The 3668-nt window shown below is 67.7% G+C and carries 3 protein-coding genes; all 3 read right to left on the reverse strand.

Annotated elements, in window-relative coordinates; translation table 11 throughout:
• Positions 1 to 1662: ABC transporter ATP-binding protein (locus tag CCR87_RS05750; RefSeq protein WP_201156609.1), on the reverse strand; the 1662-nt coding region annotated here is incomplete at its 3' end.
• On the reverse strand, positions 1662 to 2543 hold the full coding sequence (locus CCR87_RS05755) for an ABC transporter permease (RefSeq protein ID WP_201156610.1): 882 nt from the start codon (positions 2541 to 2543) through the stop codon (positions 1662 to 1664). The genes CCR87_RS05755 and CCR87_RS05750, both read right to left, overlap by 1 nt.
• Complete coding sequence (locus CCR87_RS05760) at positions 2540 to 3481, reverse strand: ABC transporter permease (RefSeq protein ID WP_201156611.1); 942 nt, start codon at positions 3479 to 3481, stop codon at positions 2540 to 2542. Before CCR87_RS05760 ends, CCR87_RS05755 begins: the two co-directional genes overlap by 4 nt.
• Positions 3482 to 3668: the final 187 nt, after the last annotated feature.

Genomic DNA, 3668 nt, shown 5'->3' on the forward strand with positions numbered 1-3668 from the left:
GGGCGGGGCCGGGCGCAGGCCGCGCTGGTCGGGGTGGGTGATCGGGATCGCCTGCAACAGCCGCTGGGTATAGGGGTGGCCGGGGCGGCCGATCACGTCGGCGCGCGCGCCGATCTCCACCAGCTCGCCCAGATACATCACGGCGATGCGGTCGCAGATACGCTCCACCGCCGCCATGTCGTGGCTGATGAACAGATAGGAGACGTCGAAGTCCCGTTGCAGGTCGATCATCAGCTCGATGATCTGGCCCTTGATGGTGACATCGAGCGCGGACACCGCCTCGTCGGCGATGATCAGCTTCGGCTCCATCGCCAGCGCGCGCGCGATGCAGATCCGCTGGCGCTGCCCGCCCGAGAATTCATGCGGCAGCGAGGACGCCCGGCGGGGATCGAGGCCGACACGCTCCAGCAGCCACTCCATCTTCTCCACCGCCGCGCGGCCCTTTGCCAGCCCGTGCACCTGCATCGGCTCGATGATGGCCGAGCCGATGGTCTGGCGCGCATCGAGCGATCCGAACGGGTCCTGGAAGATCATCTGCACGTCGCGGCGCAACAGCGCCAGGCTGCGCGGGTCGTCGTAATCCACCGTGCGCCCCGACACCGTCACCCGGCCCGCGTGCACCGGGGCGAGGTTGATGATCGCCTTGCCGATGGTGGATTTGCCGGACCCGGATTCGCCCACCAGCCCCAGCGTCTCGCCGCGGCCGATGGCGAACGAGACATCCTCCACCGCGTGCACCATCCCCGTCAGCCGCCCCAGGAACCCGCCGCGCATGGCAAAGCGCACCGACAGGCCGGACACCTCGATCACCGGGCTGTCGCCGGCAAAGGTGACGGGCACGCCGTCGGTGGGCACGGCCGGGGCGGTGTGGGTGGCGGCCTTGCCGGCCATGCTGGGCGCGGCCTCGATCAGGCTGCGGGTGTAGGGGTCGCGCGGGTTGGAGAAGACCTCGTGCACGCTGCCGCTTTCGATCTCGCGGCCGTGGCGCATGACCAGCACATGGTCGGCGACCTCGGCCACGACGCCCATGTCATGGGTGATGAACAGCACCGCCGTGCCGGTTTCGCGCTGCAGATCCTTCAGCAGCGCCAGCGTCTGCGCCTGTACGGTGACATCGAGCGCGGTGGTGGGTTCGTCCGCGATGATGAGGACCGGATCGCACGCCAGCGCCATGGCGATCATCACGCGCTGGCGCATGCCGCCCGAAAACGTGTGCGGGTACTGGCGCATCCGGGTTTCGGGGTCGGGGATGCGGACCTTCTTCATCATCTCCAGCACGGCGGCCTTCAGCGCGGCGCCGCGCAGGCCCTGGTGGATGCGGATGACCTCGACCAGCTGGTCGCCCACCCGCTGGACGGGGTTGAGCGAGGTCATCGGCTCCTGAAAGATCATGCTGACGCGGCCGCCGCGGATCTTGCGCATCTCGGCTTCCGGCAGGGTCAGGAGCGAGCGCCCCTCCAGCGCGATCTCGCCCGACGCACGCCCGATGCCCTCGGGCAGAAGGCCCATGATCGCGAGCGAGGTGACGGATTTGCCCGACCCGGATTCGCCCACCACCGCCAGCGTCTCACCGGCCCGGATGGTCAGGTTGAGGTCATGCACGACCGTGGTGCGGCCGAACGAAATGGACAGATCGCGCACCGAAAGGACAGGAGACGCCATCAGCCGGTATCCTTCAGCCGCGGGTCGATGGCGTCGCGCAGCCCGTCCCCGATCAGGTTGAACGCCAGCACCAGCACCAGGATCGCCATGCTGGGGATCAGGGCCAGATGCGCGGCACTCAGGATATTGTCGAAGCCGTCGCGCACCATGCCGCCCCAGGTGGGGGTGGGCGGCGCCAGCCCCAGGCCGATGAAGGCCAGCGACGCCTCGGTCCGCACGGCGGTCGCCATCCACAGGGACGCCATGACCATCACCTCGGGCATGATCGCGGGCGTGATGTGGCGAAACAGGATCCGCGGGCCGGAGAACCCCATCGCCTGACAGGCCTGCACATATTCCCGGTCGCGCTGCGCGATGACGCCGGCGCGGGCGATGCGGGCAAAGGCGGGCGTGGCGGTGAAGGCGATCGCGATGATGATGTTCGTCAGCGTCGCCCCCAGCATCGCCACCAGCGCAAGGCCAAGGATCAGCGCGGGGAACGCCAGCACCACATCCATCACCTGCATGAAGATGATGTCGATGCGCCCGCCCAGATACCCCGCGATCATCCCGATCAGCGTGCCCACCACCATCGCCAGCAGGATCGCGCTGACCCCGATCGTCAGCGAATAGCGCGCCCCGAACAGCAGCCGCGACCAGATGTCCCGGCCGAACTGGTCCGTGCCCAGCAGGTAGTCCCCGCCCGGCCCGATCAGCGGGTCCATGATGTTCTGCCGCGACGGCGCATGCGTGGCGAACACCGGCGCGAACACCGCCAGCAGAACCAGCGACGTGATGATCGCCAGCCCGATCCAGGTTGTCAGGTTCAGCCGCGCGACAAAGCTGCGGACCCGGCCCTTGCGCGCGATCGCGGCGGGGGGTGCGGAAACGGTATCGGTCATTTGTACTTGATCCTCGGATCGAGGAAACCATAGGTCAGGTCGGTGAGAAGGTTCACCACCACCACCATCAGCGTGTAGATCACGATCATCCCCTGCAGCAGCGTGTAGTCGCGTTGCTGCAGCGCGATCAGGATCAGCTTGCCCAGGCCAGGGCGCGAGAACACGATCTCCGTCAGGACCGAGTTGCCGATCAGGATGCCCAGATAGAGGCCCACCACCGTCGTGATCGGGATGGTGCAGTTCCCCAGCGCATGGGTCCAGATCACCGAGCGCGTGCCCGCCCCCTTGGCCCGCGCGGTGCGCACGAAGTCCTGGTTGAGGACCTCCAGCATCGCCGAGCGCGTCACCCGCGTGATGTAGGCCATCATGATCAGCGCCAGCGCCAGCGTCGGCAGGGCCATCTGGCGCAGGCGGTCCACGATCCCCTCGCCCGATCCGGCCGAGATGACGGGGAACCACCGCAGCTGGATCGCGAACACCATCAGCAGGATGATGGCGGCCACGAACGCCGGCAGCGACAGCCCCAGCAGCGACAGGAACCGCAGCACATAGTCCGGCGCCCGGTTGCGCCGCACCGCCGCCCACACCCCCGCCGGAACCCCCAGCAGGACACCCAGGATCAGCGCCGCGATCGTCAGCTCCAGCGTATAGGGCAGGACCGCGAGGATCTCCTCCGACACCGGGCGGCCGGTGACCATGGAATTGCCGAGGTTGCCCTGCACCACCTGCCACAGGAACTGCGCGTACTGCACCACGATGGGCTCGTTCAGGCCGAGCTGGTCGCGCAGCGCCGCGATGTTGGCCGCGCTCGCCTGGTCGCCCAGGATCACCATGGCCGGATCGCCCGGCAGCACGCGCACCAGCACGAACACCAGCGTCAGCGCGCTGAACAGCGTGATGACCGCAAAGCCGAGGCGCTTGATCACGAATGGCAGCATCTGTCGCCTTTCGCCGGGGTGGGGGCTGTCGGGCCGCGCCGGGCGGCCCGTGCGTCGATCGGACGCAAGCCGAACTGACCCCAAGCAAACGTTCATTTTGAACACATGTCAACGCATTCCTTTTATCGGGACCGAAACTATATCTTGGTCCGATAATCGGAATGTTGCAGGATCCCGCCCATGACCC

The sequence above is a fragment of the Rhodobaculum claviforme genome (assembly GCF_016653255.1).
Classification (GTDB): Bacteria; Pseudomonadota; Alphaproteobacteria; order Rhodobacterales; family Rhodobacteraceae; genus Rhodobaculum; species Rhodobaculum claviforme.

Excerpts from the sequence above, each read along its gene's own strand:
- CCR87_RS05755 (WP_201156610.1), bottom strand. The coding sequence starts at position 2,543 with ATGACCGATACCGTTTCCGCACCCCCCGCCGCGATCGCGCGCAAGGGC.
- CCR87_RS05760 (WP_201156611.1), bottom strand. The coding sequence starts at position 3,481 with ATGCTGCCATTCGTGATCAAGCGCCTCGGCTTTGCGGTCATCACGCTG.